Annotated in this window: 13 protein-coding genes; 9 read left to right on the top strand and 4 right to left on the bottom strand. The window is 65.4% G+C overall.

Annotation, left to right across the window (positions count from 1 at the left end; all coding sequences use genetic code 11):
- Positions 1-8 precede the first annotated feature (8 nt).
- Complete coding sequence (locus ACOVRJ_RS22165; protein ID WP_422045987.1) at positions 9-638, bottom strand: glutathione S-transferase family protein; 630 nt, start codon at positions 636-638, stop codon at positions 9-11.
- A 216-nt stretch (positions 639-854) separates the two neighbouring features.
- On the opposite strand from ACOVRJ_RS22165, the gene purB reads away from it, so the two are divergent.
- Both purB and ACOVRJ_RS22175 read left to right on the top strand, forming a co-directional pair.
- Complete coding sequence (gene purB, locus ACOVRJ_RS22170) at positions 855-2231, top strand: adenylosuccinate lyase (RefSeq protein WP_422045988.1); 1377 nt, start codon at positions 855-857, stop codon at positions 2229-2231.
- A 190-nt stretch (positions 2232-2421) separates the two neighbouring features.
- The gene (locus tag ACOVRJ_RS22175; RefSeq protein ID WP_422045989.1) at positions 2422-2997 is read left to right on the top strand and encodes an FxDxF family PEP-CTERM protein; all 576 of its coding nucleotides are present in this window, start codon (positions 2422-2424) and stop codon (positions 2995-2997) included.
- Positions 2998-3040: 43 nt separating this feature from the next.
- Here the strand turns inward: ACOVRJ_RS22175 and ACOVRJ_RS22180 are convergent, their stop codons facing one another.
- Both ACOVRJ_RS22180 and ACOVRJ_RS22185 read right to left on the bottom strand, forming a co-directional pair.
- The gene (locus ACOVRJ_RS22180) at positions 3041-4408 is read right to left on the bottom strand and encodes an ATP-binding protein (RefSeq protein ID WP_422045990.1); all 1368 of its coding nucleotides are present in this window, start codon (positions 4406-4408) and stop codon (positions 3041-3043) included.
- A 12-nt stretch (positions 4409-4420) separates the two neighbouring features.
- On the bottom strand, positions 4421-5131 hold the full coding sequence (locus ACOVRJ_RS22185) for a response regulator (RefSeq protein ID WP_422045991.1): 711 nt from the start codon (positions 5129-5131) through the stop codon (positions 4421-4423).
- Positions 5132-5410: 279 nt separating this feature from the next.
- On the opposite strand from ACOVRJ_RS22185, the gene pyrF reads away from it, so the two are divergent.
- The 4 genes from pyrF to ACOVRJ_RS22205 all read left to right on the top strand — a co-directional run bounded on the left by pyrF (position 5411) and on the right by ACOVRJ_RS22205 (position 12289).
- The gene (pyrF, locus tag ACOVRJ_RS22190) at positions 5411-6238 is read left to right on the top strand and encodes an orotidine-5'-phosphate decarboxylase (RefSeq protein WP_422045992.1); all 828 of its coding nucleotides are present in this window, start codon (positions 5411-5413) and stop codon (positions 6236-6238) included.
- A 178-nt stretch (positions 6239-6416) separates the two neighbouring features.
- Complete coding sequence (locus ACOVRJ_RS22195) at positions 6417-9701, top strand: PAS domain S-box protein (protein WP_422045993.1); 3285 nt, start codon at positions 6417-6419, stop codon at positions 9699-9701.
- A gap of 44 nt (positions 9702-9745) precedes the next feature.
- Positions 9746-10471 (top strand): esterase, encoded by a 726-nt coding sequence (gene ypfH, locus ACOVRJ_RS22200; RefSeq protein WP_422045994.1) that lies wholly within the window; start codon positions 9746-9748, stop codon positions 10469-10471.
- A 183-nt stretch (positions 10472-10654) separates the two neighbouring features.
- Positions 10655-12289 carry an ankyrin repeat domain-containing protein gene (locus ACOVRJ_RS22205; RefSeq protein WP_422045995.1) on the top strand — a complete coding sequence of 545 codons (1635 nt, stop codon included), beginning with the start codon at positions 10655-10657 and terminating at the stop codon, positions 12287-12289.
- A gap of 10 nt (positions 12290-12299) precedes the next feature.
- On the opposite strand, the gene ACOVRJ_RS22210 is transcribed toward ACOVRJ_RS22205, so the two are convergent.
- Positions 12300-14702 (bottom strand): winged helix-turn-helix domain-containing protein, encoded by a 2403-nt coding sequence (locus tag ACOVRJ_RS22210; RefSeq protein WP_422045996.1) that lies wholly within the window; start codon positions 14700-14702, stop codon positions 12300-12302.
- Positions 14703-14994: 292 nt separating this feature from the next.
- Between ACOVRJ_RS22210 and ACOVRJ_RS22215 the strand changes: the two genes are divergently transcribed.
- The 3 genes from ACOVRJ_RS22215 (at position 14995) to ACOVRJ_RS22225 (ending at position 17266) form a co-directional block, all read left to right on the top strand.
- On the top strand, positions 14995-15729 hold the full coding sequence (locus ACOVRJ_RS22215) for a PEP-CTERM sorting domain-containing protein (protein ID WP_422045997.1): 735 nt from the start codon (positions 14995-14997) through the stop codon (positions 15727-15729).
- A 95-nt stretch (positions 15730-15824) separates the two neighbouring features.
- Positions 15825-16571 carry a type VI secretion system tube protein Hcp gene (locus tag ACOVRJ_RS22220; protein ID WP_422045998.1) on the top strand — a complete coding sequence of 249 codons (747 nt, stop codon included), beginning with the start codon at positions 15825-15827 and terminating at the stop codon, positions 16569-16571.
- The gene (locus ACOVRJ_RS22225; RefSeq protein ID WP_422045999.1) at positions 16568-17266 is read left to right on the top strand and encodes a PEP-CTERM sorting domain-containing protein; all 699 of its coding nucleotides are present in this window, start codon (positions 16568-16570) and stop codon (positions 17264-17266) included. Before ACOVRJ_RS22220 ends, ACOVRJ_RS22225 begins: the two co-directional genes overlap by 4 nt.
- The last annotated feature ends 17 nt before the right edge of the window (positions 17267-17283 follow it).

Consider the following 17283-nt stretch of genomic DNA (forward strand, 5'->3'; position numbering starts at 1 on the left):
CGCGGCCCTCAGGCCGCAGGCGGCGCGCTATCCACAAAGCTCTGGCGCGCGCTGAGCTTTTCAAAGTGGCGGGCCAGATTGGGATTTGATTCACGCCACTGAATCGCTGGGAAGCGGAAGTCCACATAGCCCAAAGCGCAGCCGACCGCGATGTCGGCCAAGGAGAAATGATTGCCCGAGCACCAAGGCTTTTCGCCCAGGCCTTGGTTCATGGCCGCCAAGGCGCCGACCACCTTGTCCAACTGGCGCTGCACCCAGGCCTCACAGCGTTGCTCGGGCGTCCGCCCGGCAAAGCGGTTCTCCATCAAGGCGGCGACGGCGGCGTCCAGCACGCCATCGGCCAGCGCTTCCCAGGTCCGCACCTCGGTGCGTTCGCGGCCGCGCTCAGGGATCAGCTTGCCCACGGGCGACAGCGTGTCCACATATTCAACGATGACACGGGAATCGAACACCGCGCCGGTGATCGAGTCCTGTCCTTCCATCACCAAGCAAGGCACCTTGCCCAGCGGATTCACTTTGAGAATCGCGTCGCTGTTCCAAACGTCCTCGAGAATCAACTGATAGTCGAGCTTCTTTTCGGCCATCACGATGCGCACCTTGCGAACGTAAGGGCTGGTGAGTGATCCGATTAATTTCATGGTTGCTGCTGTGAGTTCGACTCTGTTGAAACCATTCTAGCCATGGCATTGTTGCAACTCGTCCTGTACAAAAGACCTGATCTCAGGCATACAAGCGGTGATTTTCAGCGCATCAAGTCTGCGAATCAGCGAGGCAAGAAGCCTGCCATGGCCGGCGCTTAAAATGGGCGCCCTGCTCCACCTCTCTTTCAAAGCGGCACCTTGCCGTCTCAAGCCATGACTCAACACGCCCTCTCCTCGATCAGCGCCCTTTCGCCCCTGGACGGCCGCTACGCCTCGCGCGTCGCCCCCTTGCGGCCGCTGCTGTCCGAGTTCGGCCTGATGCATCGCCGCGTCCAGGTCGAGGTCGAATGGTTCATCGCCCTGTCGGATGCCGGCTTTGCCGAGTTCAAGCCCCTCACCGGCGCCGCACGCGGCCTGCTGCGTGGTCTGGTAACGCGCTTCTCGGAGGCCGATGCCCAGGCCATCAAGGACATCGAGAAGACCACCAATCACGACGTCAAGGCGGTCGAATACTGGCTGAAGTCGCGCTTTGAAGCCCAGCCCGAGCTGAAGGCGGCCGGCGAGTTCGTGCACTTCGCCTGCACCAGCGAAGACATCAACAACACCAGCCACGGCCTGATGCTGAGCCACGCCCGCGCCGAAGTGCTGCTGCCCACCGTCGACCGCATCATCACCAAGCTGACGACGATGGCCCATGCCATGGCCGCCACGCCGATGCTGAGCCGCACCCACGGCCAAACCGCCAGCCCCACCACCGTCGGCAAGGAAATCGCCAATGTGGTGGCGCGCCTGCGCAACGCCCGCGCTCGCATCGCCGAAGTCAAGCTGCTGGCCAAGATGAACGGCGCTGTCGGTAACTACAACGCCCACCTGAGCGCCTGGCCCGAGTTCGACTGGGAAGCCTTCAGCCAGCGCGTGATCGAGCAGCAACTGGGCATGACCTTCAACCCCTACACCATCCAGATCGAGCCGCACGACTACATGGCCGAGCTGTTCGACGCCATCACCCGCGCCAACACCATTCTGATCGACTGGTCCCGCGATGTTTGGGGTTATGTCTCGCTGGGCTATTTCAAGCAGCGCACCATCGCCGGCGAAATCGGCTCCTCGACCATGCCGCACAAGGTCAACCCGATCGACTTCGAGAACGCCGAAGGCAACTTCGGCCTGGCCAACGCCCTGCTGACCCACCTGAGCCAGAAGCTGCCGATCAGCCGCTGGCAGCGCGACCTGACCGACTCCACCGTGCTGCGCAATATGGGTGTCGCCATCGGCTACGCGGTGCTGGGCTATGAGTCGCTGCTGAAGGGCCTGGACAAGCTGGAAGTCAACGAAGCCGCCCTGGCCGCCGACCTCGACGCCGCTTGGGAAGTCTTGGCCGAACCGATCCAAACCGTGATGCGCCGCTTCGGCCTGCCCAACCCCTATGAGCGCCTGAAGGAGCTGACCCGCGGCAAGGCCATCACCGCCGAGGGCGTGCGCGAATTCATCAGCGGCCTGGAAATCCCCGAGGCCGAGAAAGCCCGTTTGCTGGCGATGACCCCGGGCAGCTACACCGGCAAGGCCGCCGAACTGGCCCGCAAAATCTGAGTCGGCTGACTCATAGTCAAGAAGGCGCCCACCGGGGCGCCTTTTTTTCGCCTGCCGATCACAAACGGTCACAAAGGCGGCACGCATCAGGCACAGACAGGCGGCAGCACGCTGTCCAGAATGAAGTCAGACGCATCAAGCCAAGAGCTGCTGCTTTCTTGCCCCGCCTTCCTGTCTCTGGAGTCCCGCCATGCCTTCGTCGCGCCCTCTTCTTGCCGCCGGCCTCTTGAGCTTGTCATCAGCCTTCAGTTGGGCCGGCCCGGTCGCGCCCACGCCCATTACGCTCAATTTCAACGGCACCGACACCTGGTCGGGCAGCTTCACCGCGCTCAGCAGCGGCAGCAACAGCTTCGTCTTGGACCTGAGCCCTTTCGCCGGCATGCAGCTCGGTGGCTTGACGGTCTTGCTGTCCTCCAACTTCTTGAGCAATAGCGGCTATGACATCAGCAGCGCCAGCTTCGGTGGCCAGGCCTTCAAGCCCTTGCTTGATCAGACCTATCCAGGTCTTGGCGGCGCTGATCTGTGGCTGTTCAGCACCTCCTCATGGAGCCCCGCACCGCAGCTGATCCAAGTGACGGGGCAGTTGCTGGGCGGCACGGTGGGCTTCACCGGCTCGGTCAGCCTGATCGCCCAGCCCGTGCCCGAGCCCGCCAGCTATGCGCTCTTGATGCTGGGTCTGGCCGGCATCGCTTGGGTGCGCCGACAACGTCAGCCGCAGAACTATGGGCGCTTGGTACACCTGCCTGAGCCCAAAGTCCTGCGCTGACGCCAGCGCCGTTCCTCGGATGCTGGCTAGCGCCCCAGTGGACTCAAACCGGCCAGCGCAGCAACAGCCTCGCCCCACCGAGGACCGGCGCGGCCTGAATCAGGGCCACGCCGCCATGGGCCTCGGCCACCCGGCGCACGATGGCCAGGCCCAGGCCAAAACCGCGGCTGCCGCGCTCTTTGGCGCGGTCCAGCCGCTTGAAGGGAGTGAAGACCGCTTCGCGCAGGGCTTCGGGCACGCCTTCGCCGTCGTCATCCACGGCCAAGCACAGCTGCCCGGCTTCGACCCAGGCGCTCAGGGCGATGCGGCTGCGGGCATGGCGTGCGGCGTTGCGCAAGGCGTTGCGCAGACCGTAAGGCAGCAGTCGAGCATCAAAGCGCACTGCCTCGGACAAGCCCGTCAACTCGGTTTGAAGCTCCCTCCCCTCCAGCAAGGGCGCAAGGCTTTGCGCTTCGCTCAAAAGCAAGGCGCGCAAATCGCCCGGCTCGCACTGGGCTTGCAAGGCGCCCATATCGAGTCGGGCCAGCATCAGGCTGGCGTCGATCAAGGCATCCAGCTCGTCGATATCGCGGTCACAGGCCTGCACCGCCAATTCACGCCGAGCCGGGTCGTCTTCTTCCACCAGGGCATCGATAGCAAAACGCAGGCGCGCCAGGGGCGTTCGCAACTCATGCGAGACCGCACCGGTCAGCTCACGCTGCGTGGCCAAAGCCGCAGCCAAGCGCGCCAGCGTGGCGCGAGCGCCGGCCGCAATCGGCGCAAACAAACGGCTTTCGGGTTCGGGCACGACGCTGTCAAAGCGGCCGGCCGTCATCTCATCGGCCGTCTGCTGCAAGGCGCGAATGTCGCGCCAGATCGGGCGCAACAACCACGCCGCCAAACCAAACACCAGCAGCGCCAGGCTCAAGGCCGCGGCCAGTTGCATCCACAGTTCACGCGGCAACTGCAGCTCATTGCCGGGATGGTTGTCGGCATTCAAGGGCCCCAGGCGCAAGACCTGCTGGACCGGCAAAACCTGACCCTGACCCTCAGCCGCCGGCGCCGGCAAGGCCGCGTAAACCTTGCGATTGAAGCCGTGCACCAGCAACTCGCCGGCCTGCAGCTGACGCCGCTCCGACTCTTTCAGCTCGCTGGCCGAAACAATCACCACCGGGTAGGCGAACAATTCATCCAAGACCTTGACGCGCTTCTGGCGCGCGGCGGCGTCCAGCGGTGCCAGTTCCTTGACCAGCATATCGACGGTGCCGCGCATGAAGCGGCGCACATAGTCGTCGGTGACACCGTCCACCGCCAGCATCAACAAGGCCTGCACCAGCAGCACCAGGGCCATCACCACCAGGCCGATGCCCAGCGCCACCCGAGTCATCGGGGAAGCCATGGCCTGACCCAAGGGGCGTTGCGATAGGGCCATGCGCCTCCTCACTCAGTCTTTGGCGAAAAGATAACCCTGCCCCCGCACGGTCTTGATGCGCGCGGCCGCCTGGGCGTCATCGCCGATTTTCTTGCGCAAGCGCGAGACCCGGGCGTCGATGGCGCGGTCCAGGCCATCAAACTCGATGCCGCGCAGGCCTTGCATGATGTCTTCGCGAGTCACGACGGTGCCAGCGCGTTCGGCCAGGAAGAGCAGCAGGTCGTACTCGGCGGTGGTCAACTCGATGGTGACCTCACCCAAGCGGGCTTCGCGCGCACTCGGCTTGATCAGCAGCTCACCAAAGCGCAACTCATCGGCCGAATCCTCAGCAGCGCCGGCTGGCTCGCGACGCAACAAGGCCTTCAGCCGCGCCATCAAGACGCGCGGCGCCACCGGTTTGGTGATGTAGTCGTCGGCACCACCCTCCAAGCCCAACACCTGGTCGATATCGTCATCGCGCGCGGTCAGCATGACGATGCGGCCTTTGAAGTCACGCCGTACATCGCGCAGCACATCAAAGCCGTCTTTGCCGGGCAGGTGCCCGTCCAGCAGCACCACGTCAAAGGCCTCGGCGCGCATGCGGGCCTCGCCCTCCAGGCCGTTGGCGCAATGGCTGACTTCATAGCCGGCGCGCGTCAGGGCCTCCAGAACCAATTCGGCCAGGCGCTCATCGTCTTCGATCAAGAGAATTCGGGCGGCGCTGGCCGTGCTTTCAGTGCTCATGGCTTTGTCTTTGACAGTTCAGACGGACGGGGCCAAGCCCCGGATTCGCGCGAGTGTAGTTTCAGCGGAGATCTTCCCATGCCACGGCGGCAACATATATAGGGCAAGGCGGCCAACGCCGGCAGCCGACCATCCCGCTTGTTGAAGACGCGAAAAAGGCGCCGCGGCCGTCCGCACATGCCGACGCCCAGGGATGCTTCAAGCGCTTTTCCTGCATCCAAAGCCCCTGCCGACAAAAGCTTGGACAATACGACACCTTCAACGAGCCCCAGGACCGCCATGAATTTCATCCAGCAACTCCACGCCGCCGAACGCCTCAATGACTCGCTGCTGTGTGTGGGGCTGGACCCGGAACCGGCCAAGTTCCCGGGCGCCTGGAAGGGCGACGCGGGCCGCATCTATGAGTTCTGCGCCGCCATCGTCGACGCAACCAAAGACCTGGTCATCGCCTTCAAGCCGCAAATCGCCTACTTCGCCGCCCACCGCGCCGAAGCGCAGTTGGAACAGCTGATGGCCCACATCAAGCGTGTGGCGCCACAAGTGCCCGTGATTCTGGACGCCAAGCGCGGCGACATCGGTTCCACCGCCGAGCAATACGCCAAAGAAGCCTTCGAGCGCTACCAAGCCGATGCGGTGACCCTGTCGCCCTTCATGGGCTTTGACACGATTGAGCCTTATCTGCGCTACCCCGATAAAGGCGCGATTCTGCTCTGCCGCACGTCCAACCCCGGCGGCAGCGACTGGCAAAACCAGCGCCTCGCCGATGTGCCCGGCAGCCCTAAGCTCTACGAACACCTGGCCCGTTTGGCTCAGACCGACTGGAACAAGAACGGCCAACTCGGCCTGGTGGTGGGCGCCACCTTCCCGGGCGAAATCGCCCGAGTGCGTGAACTGGCGCCGACGCTGCCGCTGCTGATCCCCGGTGTCGGCGCTCAGGGTGGCGACGCCGAGGCCACCGTCAAGGCCGGCTGGAAAGCAGGCGCCCCCATCATCGTCAGCAGCTCACGCGCGGTGCTCTACGCCAGCTCGGGCGAAGACTTTGCGGCCGCGGCCCGCCGGGTGGCACAGCAAACCCGCGAGCAACTGAATCTGGCGCGCAAGGCCTGATTCCCAAAAAACGCAAGACCCAAGCTGCGCACAATTGCTCACAAAGCAGTCCCGACGCAGATAAGCACCGCTTTTCCGGGCCTGCCCTCATGGTCAAGGCCAGTTTTGTCGGGGAGACTGCTGGCTTTCGCCAAGGACTGGCCTTGGCATGCGCTGAAGTAGCGGAGCGGTCGGCATTGTGAGCAAGGATTCCCTCGATGATTTGAGCAGCCTGGTGGGGCATGACCTGCCCGCGGGCGAGCAGCACACGATGCTAGAACGCAAGGTGCGCTGGCATTCGATCCGGCTCTTCATCGGGGCCTCGGCCATCATCTTGTTGTTTGCCTTTGCGGTCTTGCTGTTCGGCCGTCAGGCCAGCGAACCGCTGCAAGGCCTGCTGCCCCCGGCCATGGCCGCGGGTACCGCCTTGATCAGCTTGCTGTGTTTGTGGAAGCTGCCTCGCCGCCTCGGCTCGGCGGCCGTCGTCACGCTCTTGGGCCTGCTGATGGGCTTGGCGGTCTTGATCGCCGTGTCGCGCGCCACCGGCTTGTATTCGATCAGCCTGCCGGTGATGGCCCTGCTGGTCGCCTTTGCCACCGCCATGCTGGGGCAACGCACCGGGCTGGCGCTCACGGTGGTCGGCCTGCTCGGGGTGCTGGGTCTGGCGCTGGCCGAACAAGCCGGCTGGGCCAGCTCTCCGACGGCCCTGAGCTCCCTGCTGCTGCGCACCCTCTCGCATGCCGTGCTCTTGCTGGCCGGCCTGGTCGTGGGCTATGCCATGCTGCGCATGGTGCAGCGCTCCACCAAAGAAGCCGCCGAACGCAATGCGCGCTTTCGCGGCCTGCTCAGCATGGCGGCCGATTGGTACTGGGAGATGAACCGCGACTACCGCTTCACCCACCTGGCCGAAGACCGGCCCGGCAAGTCAGGCCTGGACCTGCAGGCGCGACTGGGCAAAACGCCTTGGGAAGTGGAGCAGATCGGTCTGTCCGACGAGGACATGGACGCCCACCGCGCCGACCTGGAATCGCACCGCCCCTTTCATGGCCTGGTGGCGCGGCGCCGCGGCAGCGACGGCGATATTCGTTACGTCTCCATCAGCGGCGAGCCCCGCTTTGACGCGCAAGGCAACTTCCGCGGCTACTGGGGCGTGGGCCGCGATGTGACCGAAGAAGTACAGGCCGAAAAAGCCATTCACGCCACCGAGACCCGTTACCGCGAACTGTTCCGCCGCTCGCCCAGCCCCTTGGTGCTGCACCGCTGGGGCCGGGTGTTAGACGCCAACCCGGCGGCCATGGCCATGTTTGGCTACACCCAGCGCAGCAGCATGATCGGCCAGGACTTGTTCGCCCATTACGAGCCCGGCGACGACGAGCGCGCGCGCCAACGCGCCGGCAAGATCGAAACCATGGCCGTCGGCGCCATGCTGCCGATGGCCGAATTCCGCCTGCGCACGCTGTCAAGGCGGCGCCGCCTGGTGTCGGCCACCAGCGTGCGCGTGGACGCCGCCAGCGGCCCGGCCACGCTGAGCTTCTTCATCGACCAAACCGAGCAATCGCGCGCTCAAGACGCGCTGCGCCGCTCGGAAGGCCTGCTTTCGCACCTGGTGGCCACCAGCCCCGATGTGATCACGCTGACCGAGCTCAGCTCCGGCCGCTACGCCATGGTCAACAAGACCTTCGAGCGCCTCAGCGGCTACAGCAGCGAAGAGGTGCTGGGCCGCACGGCCGAGGAGTTAGGCGTCTGGAAAGACCCACGCGACCGCGAGCGGGTGCTGGAAGGCGTGCGGCTGCATGGCCGCGTCACCGAGTTGCCGGTCACCTTTGTGACCAAGTCGGGCGAGCCGATTTCAATGCTGATGTCGGCCGCGCCCTTCGCCATGGACGGCCAGCAATACCTGGTCATCAATGCCCGCGACGTGTCCGAGGCCGAGCGCACCCGTCTGGTCCATCAAGCGATTCTGGAGAACGCCTCGATCGGCATCACCCTGACCCGAGACCAGCATTTCGTGCAGGTCAACCGGCTGGTGGAAGAAATGTTTGGCTGGCCCAGCGGCGCACTGATCGGCCAGCATGGCTCCATCGTCTGGCCCAGCAAGGAAGAGTACGTGGCCGCCGGTGATGAGCTGGGTGCGCGCCTGGCGGCCGGCGAACAAGTGGAAATCGAACGTCTGATGCGGCGTCGTGATGGCAGCAGCTTTTTGTGCCGCCTGTTGGCCAAGGCGGTGGACCCGAATCACCCCAGCCGTGGCGGCACGATCTGGATTTTGGAAGACATCACCGAGCGCCGCCGCGTCGAAGCGGCTCTGGCCCAGGCCAAGGACGAGGCTCAAGCCGCCAGCCGCGCCAAGAGCGCCTTCCTGGCCAATACCAGCCACGAGATCCGCACGCCCTTGAACGGCTTGCTGGGCCTGGCGCGCATGCTGCAACAGCCGGATCTGAACGAGCAAACCCGGCGCGAGTACCTGGACCAGATGCTGGACAGCGCCGAAAGCCTGTCGGGCCTGATCTCGGACATCTTGGACCTCTCCAAGATCGAAGCCGGCCGCCTGACGCTGGAAGCGGCACCGTTCGGTTTGCGCGATATGTTGGCCACCATGCGCATGGCCTATCTGACGCTGGCGCAGGCCCACAAGTTGGCTTTCAAGATCGAGGTCGAGGAAGCGGTGCCGGCCTGGGTGGTGGGCGATCAGGTTCGCATCCGCCAGATCCTCAGCAACTATTTGAGCAATGCGCTGAAATTCACCGCCAACGGTTCGGTGGCGGTGCATGTGCGCAGCCTGGGCGATGACAAGATCCGCATCGAAGTCAGCGACACCGGCCCCGGCATCGCCCCCGAGATGCACCAGCGCCTGTTCCAAGCCTTCACGCAAGCGGATGAGTCCACCACGCGCCGCTTCGGCGGCACCGGTCTGGGCCTGTCGATCTGCCGTGAGCTGGCCACCTTGATGGGCGGCGAGGTCGGGGTGCAAAGCGAGCTGGGCCAGGGTTCGACCTTCTGGGCCGAGTTGCCGCTGCCGGCCGCGCCCACGCCGATCAGCAGCCAGCCACGCGAAGCCCGTAACAACGAGGACCTGCAAGGCCTGCGGGTGCTGATGGTGGAAGACCACCCGGTCAATATGATGATTGCCGTGGCCCAGTTGCAGCAATGGGGCATGGAGGTCTCGCAAGCCAATGATGGCAGCCAGGCGGTGGAGGCGATCTTTGCCGCCGCCAGCATGGGCAAGCCTTTTGACGCGGTCTTGATGGATGTGCAGATGCCGGTCATGAGCGGCCATGAAGCCACCCGCGAGGTGCGCAAACGCTACGACGCCGAAGAGCTGCCCATCGTGGCGCTGACCGCGGCGGCGCTGGTGTCCGAGCGCGACGAGGCGCTGGCGGCAGGCATGAATGACTTTTTGACCAAGCCCATCGATGCGCCCAAGCTGCGCGCCACCTTGGTGCGCCTGATCGGCCACCGCGACAACGATCAGACCCGCAGCTGAAATCCTGCCCGGCCGCTTACTGCCGGGCAAGAGACAATTGGGGCATGAGTACGCCCCAACGCTCCCAAGCCCTCGCCCTGCTGCCCGACAAAGGCCTGCCCGATCTGCTCTTTTTGCTGCTGCACGGCGCCGGCGCCGATGCCTCGCAAATGCGCCCGCTGGCCCAGGCCTTGCGCGCTCAGTACCCGCAGGCGGCGGTGGTGTCTATCAACGGGCCTGAGGCTTTCGAGCCGCCCTCGTCCGAAGCGCATGCTGATGGTGGCCGGCAGTGGTATTCGCTGCAAGGCGCCAATGACGACAACCACCCCGAGCGCGTCGGCGCCGCCCTGCCCGGCTTTATTGCCACGGTGAGAGCCTGGGCCGAGCAGTTCGACATGGCCTGGGAACGCGTCGCTCTGGCGGGCTTCTCGCAGGGCGCCGTGCTGGCCCTGGAAGCCGTGCAAGCCGAGGCGCAACTGGCCGGTCGGGTGCTGGCCTTCTCGGGTGCCTACGCCACGCCGCCGACGCATGCGCCACATGAAGTCAGCCTGCACTTTTTGCACGGCCAACGTGACCCGGTGCTGCCCTATCAGGACCAGGTCCATGCGGCACGCCGATTGGTGCAGTTAGGCGCCGACATCACCGCCGATGTGCTGCCCGATCTGGGCCATGAATTGCACCCCGAGTTGATCGAGCGCGCCATGCAGCAGTTGCGAACCTTTGTGCCGGCACGGCTCTGGCGCGAAGCCCAACTGGCTGCAGCCGAACAAGACAAGCAAGCTCCGCATTGAGCTGCCGTTATGGCAAACTCCGGGCACAGCGCCAACCGGGGCGCTGCTGGATCCGCAGACAGGGCTGAGCCCACCCGGGCGGGCGCGAGTTGAAGACCGCGTCCGAACCATCACTTGCTTGATTGACGCCTTTGTGCGGCCTGATTGCGCGGATCGCAGGCTTACCACGCATGGAGGTTTCCCTTGAAGACAAGCCACGACGGGGCCGTGCCCCAACTGCCTGCCAAAGCCAATCTGCAGCAACTCAAACGCCAAGCGCGTGAACTGCTGCGCGCCTGGCAAGCCGCCGACCCAGCCAGCCTGGCACGCGCCGCCCCTTATCAACGGGCCCACGCCCCCGAGCCACCCAAGCTGAGCCTGGCTCAGCTGGTGATTGCGCGTGAGCTGGGCTTCCCGAGCTGGCCGGCGCTGCAAGCGGCGGTGTCGACCCAAGAACAAGCGCGCCAGCTGGACAGCGCGGCCCTGGTGCAACGCGTCTTGGCGCTGAGCCTGGGTCGCGGCTGGGACAGCCCCCAGCCTGAACGCGCCCTGGCCCTGCTGCAGCAAATGCAAGGCGCTTGCCCCCGTGAGTTGCGCCCCGCCCTGGCCCTGCTGCGCGGCGAATTGGACGCGCTCGAGAGCCCGCCCACGGCCGGGCAGCGTCTGCCGCCCTTCGATGCACCGGCCTTGGCCTATGTCTGCTTCTCCGGCCTGCACCGGCTGGGCGAGCCCTGGGCCAGCGGCCTGTTGCGCAGCGCCCAGACCCTGCATTCACCGCTGAGCCCGGCCGCCCTGAATGCACTGCGCATGCCCGACCCCGATCTGCCCGCTGAAGCCGATTCATCCGATTCAGCCGAAGTGCCCAGTCTGCCGCTGCTGTACGGCGCCATCGCCCGAGCACAAAGCCCGGCGCTCGCCGCCGCCCTGCTGGCTGCCGGCGCCGAGCCCAACGATGGCGAGTCGCTGTATCACGCTTGCGAAGACCCCGACCGGGCTCGCGCGGCACTGCAAATCCGCCAACTGATCGCCCATGGCGCGCGCTTGCAGGGCACAAACGCGCTCTTGCGCTTGCTCGACTTTGAGGACCTTGCCGGCCTTGAGTTGGCGCTGAGCCTGGGGGCCGATGTCAATGAAGCTGGCCCGCAAGGCGGCCATGCCTTGCACCATGCGCTGCGCCGGGGCCGCTCCAGCGCCTGCCTGAAGCTGCTGATCGCGCAGGGTGCCGATCTTTCGGCACGCGACGCCGAGGGCCGCACGCCGGCCACTTTGGCGGCGCTGCTCGGTGAGCTTGAAGCGCTCAAGTTGTTCGCGGCACAGGGCGCCCAGCCTGAATTGCCATCCACGCGAGAACGCTTCTTGGCGGCCTGCGCGGCCGCCGATGAACACAGTGCCCGGGCCCTGCTGCAAGCGCAGCCCGATCTGCTGATTCTGCTCGGCCCACAAGAGCTGCGCCTGCTGCCCGACCAGGCGCAACGCCGCGCACGAGCCTCCGTGGCCTTGATGCTGTCGCTGGGCTGGCCGATTGCGGTGACAGGCGACTGGGACGCCAGCGCCCTCAACCAAGCGGCCTTCAACGGCGACGCCGGCCTGGTGCAACTGCTGCTGGAGCACGGCGCCCGCTGGCAAGAGATCAACGGCTTTGGCGGCGATGTGATGGGCAGCTTGCAGCATGCCGCCGTGCATCTGCCGCAGCCCGGCGGCGACTATCTGGGCACGCTGCAAGCCTTGTTGGCGGCCGGTGCGCCCTGGCCGACAGAGGATGAGCGGGAGGAATTGCCACCCGTCCTGCAAGCCTGGCTGGATGATTCGGAGCCGCTGTCGCCAGCGCCCCAAGGCTAGGCCTAAGGCTTCAAACCTCCAGGAGCTTGCTGCGCTGGGCCTGATTGGCTTGATCGATGCGGGCCAGCACCGCCTTGAAACGGGGCAGTTCCCGCAAGCTTTGCAGCGCCGGGTCCTGCGCCAGCCACCAGCCTCGCCGCCAGCCCAGGCGAACCGCGTCCTCCAAGGCCGCCAGCGCCGCCTCGGGCTGGCCGCGCATCGCAGCAATGCGGGCGCGGTGATAGCCGATGGCGTGCCAGACATTGCCTTGCTTGGCATAACGCTCGATGAAGCTGGAGGCCTGCTCAAGGAAGGGCTCGGCTTGCTCGCGGCGCTCGGTGGCGCAGTAAATGGCGGCCACATCGAGCCAGGCATGCTGGCCCAGAAAGGTGCTCCAGTCGTCGTACAAGGGCACGGGGTCGGCCAGAACCAGCCCAATCACAGAGCTCAAGGTCTTGTAGGCCTGCTCGGGCTGACCCAGCAAGAGGCGCAGCAAGGCAGTCTCGATGACCGCATCGCGCTCCTTGCTCTGCACCGGCAAGGCATCGACCGCCTTGCTCAGGGCCGGCCGGTCTTGCGCGCAGACCCACAGCCGCGCCGCTGAGACCTGCGCCCAGACCGGCTGCGGGCTTTGCGCCTGGAACTGGGCGAAGGCCTGCCGGGCTTCTTCAATCATTCCCAGATCTAGGTAGATCCAGGCCAGTTGATCCCAAAAGTAGGCGTCTTTCGGTTTGATCATGAGGGCTTGGCGATAGCCCTGCACCGCTTCATCGAGCCGCCCCCTGGCAAAGCCAATGATGCCGAAACCCCGAGTGCCGTTGGCATGCTTGGGCGCCAGGCTGAGCGCGCGCCGGTAGGCCTGCTCGGCGAGTTCGTAGCGGCCTGCGTTGGTGGCGGCCCAGCCCGTTAAGTGCTGGATCTGCGGCGATAGGGGGCTCAGCTCAGCCGCTCGGCTGTAGTAGCCGAGCGCCCGGGCCGGCCAGCCGGCGCTGTTCTCGGTGCCCCCAGCCCAGAACAGCAGGGTGGCATCGTGCGGCGCCTTGGCCAATGAACGCTCATGCCAAACCCTGGCCTCGTCATGCTGGCCGCGATGGGACAGCAGACTGCCCTGCGCGCCCAGGGCCAGCGGCAGCTGCGGGTCCAATTGCAAGGCCCGGTCGACCAAGGGCTGGGCACGTGCATCCATGGCACGAAAGCTCAGCCCGTTACCGTAGAAATATTCGCCAATCCAGGTCACGGCCTGGCCCACATAGGCCAAGGCGAAGCCGGGATCGGCGTCGATGGCGCGTTGGAAGTAGGCGCGCGCCTTCAAAATGCCCTCGATCTGAGCGTCGCGCTGATAGTGCAGACCCAGCAGGTAAAACTCATAGGCGTCGGCCAGGGGCACGGGTGTCGTGTTGGCCGGCAGCGGCGCCACGCCCAGGGCCTGCAAGGCGGCGTTGGCGGCGCTGACAGCCAGGCTGCCCAACGCAGCGGCAGGAGACTCCAGCACCTGCTGCCAGAGCACTTCGCTGTCCACCGCACGGTGCAGGCTGAGCTTGAGCTGCAGGCCCTGCTGCCAGCGCCGCAGCTCCCCCCAGAGCACATGGGTCACGGCCAACTGCTTGGCCTGCGGCGCCAGAGCCTGGGCAGTGCGGAATTTGAAAGAAGTGGCGCGGGCCGCCACCCGGATCTGCTGATGGCCGGACAGCGCGCCGATCACGCTTTCGGCCAGGCCGTCGGCCAACGGCTGCTCCAGCGCCTTGGGCGAGGTGTCATCAAAGGGCAGCACGGCCAGGGTGATATCACCCGCCGGCATGCGCGCAGCGCGCTGCCAGAGCCACCAGCCGCCCGAGCCCAACATGGCCGCTGCACCGGCTGCCGAACCGCCAAGCAGCAGGCGACGGCGGCGCGGCGTCGGCGAGGCCGCCAGCGCCAGCGGTGCAACATCGAGCCGCGGAGGCTCCGGTGCCGGCTCCGGGGCAGGCTCGGCCTGCTGTGGCGCTGATGCCGCGACAGACAAGACTTGGGTTGATGTGGCGGCGGGTGTTGCGGCGGGTGTTGCGACTCGCATGACCTCGGCCTCGGCCGACACCTCGCTGACCGCGGCCACCAGACGATAGCCCTTGCGCGGCACGGTGACGATGTAGCGCGGCTGGCTGGCCTCATCACCGAGCACGCTGCGCAGCTGCGAGATCGATTGGTACACCGAACTTGGGGTTACTACCAAGTCCGCCCAGACCTCGTCGAGCAGCTGATCCAGGGTCACCAGCTGTTGCGGCCGGCGCGCCAGTGCCATCAGCAAGCGCATCTTGCGCGGTTCCAGCTTGACCACTTGCTCGCCCCGGCGCAGCTCGTCCAACACCGGATCGGCCTGCCATTCGCCGATCTGCACGGTCCGCGCGGCCAGGGGATCGGCGTCTGCGCCCGGCTTCAGTGACTCGCCCCCGTTCATGAGAAATTCCCGTAAACCATTGATTTCATTGAAAAACAAAACCTTGAGAGAAGCGTAAGAGTTCCATCAGGACTCGCCGGGCGTGGCCGCCGACCATGGCACCACATTGACATCACGCCAGGGAGCCCCGATGCGCAGCAAGCAGACTCAAACACCGTTTCAGAGCCACATGCTGGACCCAGCCGGCACGCCGGATGATTGTGCGGGAGCCCGGCTCGCAGCCCGGGGGGATTGCCCCCCTAACTTGAAGTCTCATGGCTTCAGCCCGTCTCAACCTGGGTCCGTCGCTGAGTTGCTTTGGCGTCGGTGGCCCAGCACCACCACGGCGCGTCAACCCTGGCGCGTGGCGGCCGTGGAGAAGCCCAAGCTGAGCCGTCTCGCCTTGCTGGCCGCCCTGTGCACGGCGGCCAACGCCCAGGCCGCGAATGTGACTTTCAACAGCGAGACCAGCTTCCTGGCAGCAGTAGGCGCGGTCAATGCTGAGACCTTCAACGCCTTCAGCACGGACACTAACAACGACCTGTTTGGCGTACCCAAAGCGCTCACTCTGAGCGGCTTCACGCTGAAGGGTGCCTGGAACGTGGATGCCCCAGACCCCGGCACAGACCCGCTGCGGACCATCGACGGCAGCACCCATGTGCTCATCGACTTGGCCTGGGGCGGCGGGACCGACCTGCGATTTGACGCACCCACCAAGGCCTTCGGCGCTTGGTTCCGCGGCGCGCCCACAGCCATCAAGGTGGATGGCGACAGCCTGGACGGCTTTGGCTCCTACCGCCACGTCGCTGAACTGCGCCCCGAGTTCGCCGCCCAAAGCGCACTGCAATTCATCGGCTTCACGTCGGACCAGACCTTCAACCGCCTCATCTTCCTTGGGAATGGCTGCTGCCGTTGGAACTTCGCCATCGACAACCTCAGCTACGCCGCCACGCTGGCACCCGTGCCCGAGCCCGAGAGCTGGGCGCTGATGGCGGCGGGCTTGTTGGGCTTGGGAGCCCGGGCATGGCGCAAAGCAGCGCAGGTCTGAGGTCTGGGGCTGCGACGCCCGTCCACGCCCTCATCCGCTGACCCACACGCCTTTTCCTTTTTCTCTCTCTCACTCTTTCACTCAAGGAGTCCCTCATGTCCCTCACCACCCTGATTGCCCGCGCATCCAGCGCCTTGCTGCTGCTGGCGCTGGCATGGCCTGCCCAGGCCAACAAATTCTTCGTTCAGTTCGACGACATCAAGGGCAGTTCAACCGACCAGGAGCATCGTTCCTGGACCGAGATCGCATCCTTCGCCTGGGGCCTGAGCAGCGACGGCGCCAGCAAGACAACAGCGATGGACTTCAGCTGGGAACAACTGATGGACAGCTCCACCGTGCCCCTGCTGCTGGCCGGCGCCAGAAAGCAAGTGCTCAATCCGGTGACCTTCGAGGTCGAGAACAACGCCGGTCAGCAGTTCTTCCAGATGATCTTCAGCAATGCCATCGTGAACGGCATGACGGTGGACAGCAACGGCAATGACATCAATGCCGCAGGCAGCTTCAACTTCAGCAAGGTCGTCCTGAACTACCGCCCGATTGAAGCCGACGGCAAGCCGGGCAAGGTACTCACCGCCTCGCTGAATTTCAGCACCAATGTGTTCACCGGCGACGCCCTGGCCTTCAACGGCCTCTTCTTGGCCGGCGGCCAAGTGAGCATCGATGGCGGACTGCCGATCACGAACCCTGTGCCGGAACCCGCAAGCTGGGCGCTGATGGCTGCGGGCCTGCTGGGCCTGGGCTGGTGGACTCGGCGACGGGCGGGTTGCATCGCAGCTCATGCAGGGCTGTGTGTGAACGCGGCCCGGCCCTTGACAACGAACACCTCTCAGGAAGCCCGATGAACTCCAACAAACTTCGACATACCGCTCTCGCATTCGCCCTGGCGCTGGCCCTGGCACCCGCCCACGCCGTGGCGACCATCGATGTACCCGAGGCGGCCATCGAGTCCATCTTCGCCAATACAGGCCTGTCCATTGACCTGCGTCTTTCGGCGGGCCGCAGCCTGGTGAATGCCAGTTTGCTAGACCTGAATCGCAACGAGTTCTTCTCGCTGCGTTCGACGCTGGGCTTGGCCGCTGCCAATCCCAGCGTGGCCCTGGTGTTCGTGGACACCCTGAACTTCACTGATTTCAGCGCCAACCAGGATGCTGTTGCCGGGGTCGGCTTGGGCGCGACGGCCATCGAAGCCGCGGCCATGGCGAGGCTGTTTGGCGCACACGTCACCGCGCAGAGCCTGGGCTACAACATGGGTCTGACCACGGTGGCGGGTTCGAACGGCAACCTAATGAACCCGACCTACCTGGACATCGCCAACAACCCGGCGGGCCTCACCCAGGTGCAAATCCAGAAGATCCTGCTCAGCCCACTGCTGCAGACCGATACGAACGGCCAGCGCTTCATCGACATTCTGCCGGTCTATGTGACGGCCACGGCTGCGGTGCCCGAGCCCGAGAGCTGGGCGCTGATGGCTGCGGGCCTGATAGGTCTGGGTGCGCTGCAGCGCCGTCGCCTTCGCAACTCACAGGCCGGCGCCTAAACACAGCAGTCCATTCA

This window comes from Roseateles sp. (genome assembly GCF_049240545.1).
In the GTDB taxonomy this organism is placed as follows: Bacteria; Pseudomonadota; Gammaproteobacteria; order Burkholderiales; family Burkholderiaceae_C; genus Paucibacter_A.

Excerpts from the sequence above, each read along its gene's own strand:
- ACOVRJ_RS22185 (WP_422045991.1), bottom strand. The coding sequence starts at position 5,131 with ATGAGCACTGAAAGCACGGCCAGCGCCGCCCGAATTCTCTTGATCGAA.
- ACOVRJ_RS22210 (WP_422045996.1), bottom strand. The coding sequence starts at position 14,702 with ATGAACGGGGGCGAGTCACTGAAGCCGGGCGCAGACGCCGATCCCCTG.
- ACOVRJ_RS22180 (WP_422045990.1), bottom strand. The coding sequence starts at position 4,408 with ATGGCCCTATCGCAACGCCCCTTGGGTCAGGCCATGGCTTCCCCGATG.
- ACOVRJ_RS22225 (WP_422045999.1), top strand. The coding sequence starts at position 16,568 with ATGAACTCCAACAAACTTCGACATACCGCTCTCGCATTCGCCCTGGCG.
- ACOVRJ_RS22175 (WP_422045989.1), top strand. The coding sequence starts at position 2,422 with ATGCCTTCGTCGCGCCCTCTTCTTGCCGCCGGCCTCTTGAGCTTGTCA.
- ACOVRJ_RS22165 (WP_422045987.1), bottom strand. The coding sequence starts at position 638 with ATGAAATTAATCGGATCACTCACCAGCCCTTACGTTCGCAAGGTGCGC.
- ypfH (WP_422045994.1), top strand. The coding sequence starts at position 9,746 with ATGAGTACGCCCCAACGCTCCCAAGCCCTCGCCCTGCTGCCCGACAAA.
- ACOVRJ_RS22220 (WP_422045998.1), top strand. The coding sequence starts at position 15,825 with ATGTCCCTCACCACCCTGATTGCCCGCGCATCCAGCGCCTTGCTGCTG.
- pyrF (WP_422045992.1), top strand. The coding sequence starts at position 5,411 with ATGAATTTCATCCAGCAACTCCACGCCGCCGAACGCCTCAATGACTCG.
- purB (WP_422045988.1), top strand. The coding sequence starts at position 855 with ATGACTCAACACGCCCTCTCCTCGATCAGCGCCCTTTCGCCCCTGGAC.